Below are 215 nucleotides of genomic sequence, written 5' to 3' on the forward strand. Positions count from 1 at the left end.
CACCACGGCGGAGATGCAGCTCTACCGGCAGGTCACGGCGTCGTCGGCGCAGATCGCCAGCTTGCTCACGGGCTATGAGCTTGTCGAGACGGTGCAGGTTCCGTTCACCGGCGGCGGGTTCGAGGAAATTACCTTCGCGCTTGAGCGGAGCATTCTGGCAAAGGCGGGCGAGCGCTATGCCGTGGCCTTCGGGCTGCGCGATGTGGGCGGCGATC

1 protein-coding gene is annotated in these 215 nt (G+C 66.0%); it reads left to right on the plus strand.

The window, feature by feature from the left end; genetic code table 11:
- Positions 1 to 215: hypothetical protein (locus JI664_RS23775; RefSeq protein ID WP_207016269.1), on the plus strand; the 215-nt coding region annotated here is incomplete at both ends.

It is taken from the genome of Rhodobacter sp. NTK016B (assembly GCF_017303295.1).
Lineage (GTDB): Bacteria > Pseudomonadota > Alphaproteobacteria > Rhodobacterales > Rhodobacteraceae > Pararhodobacter.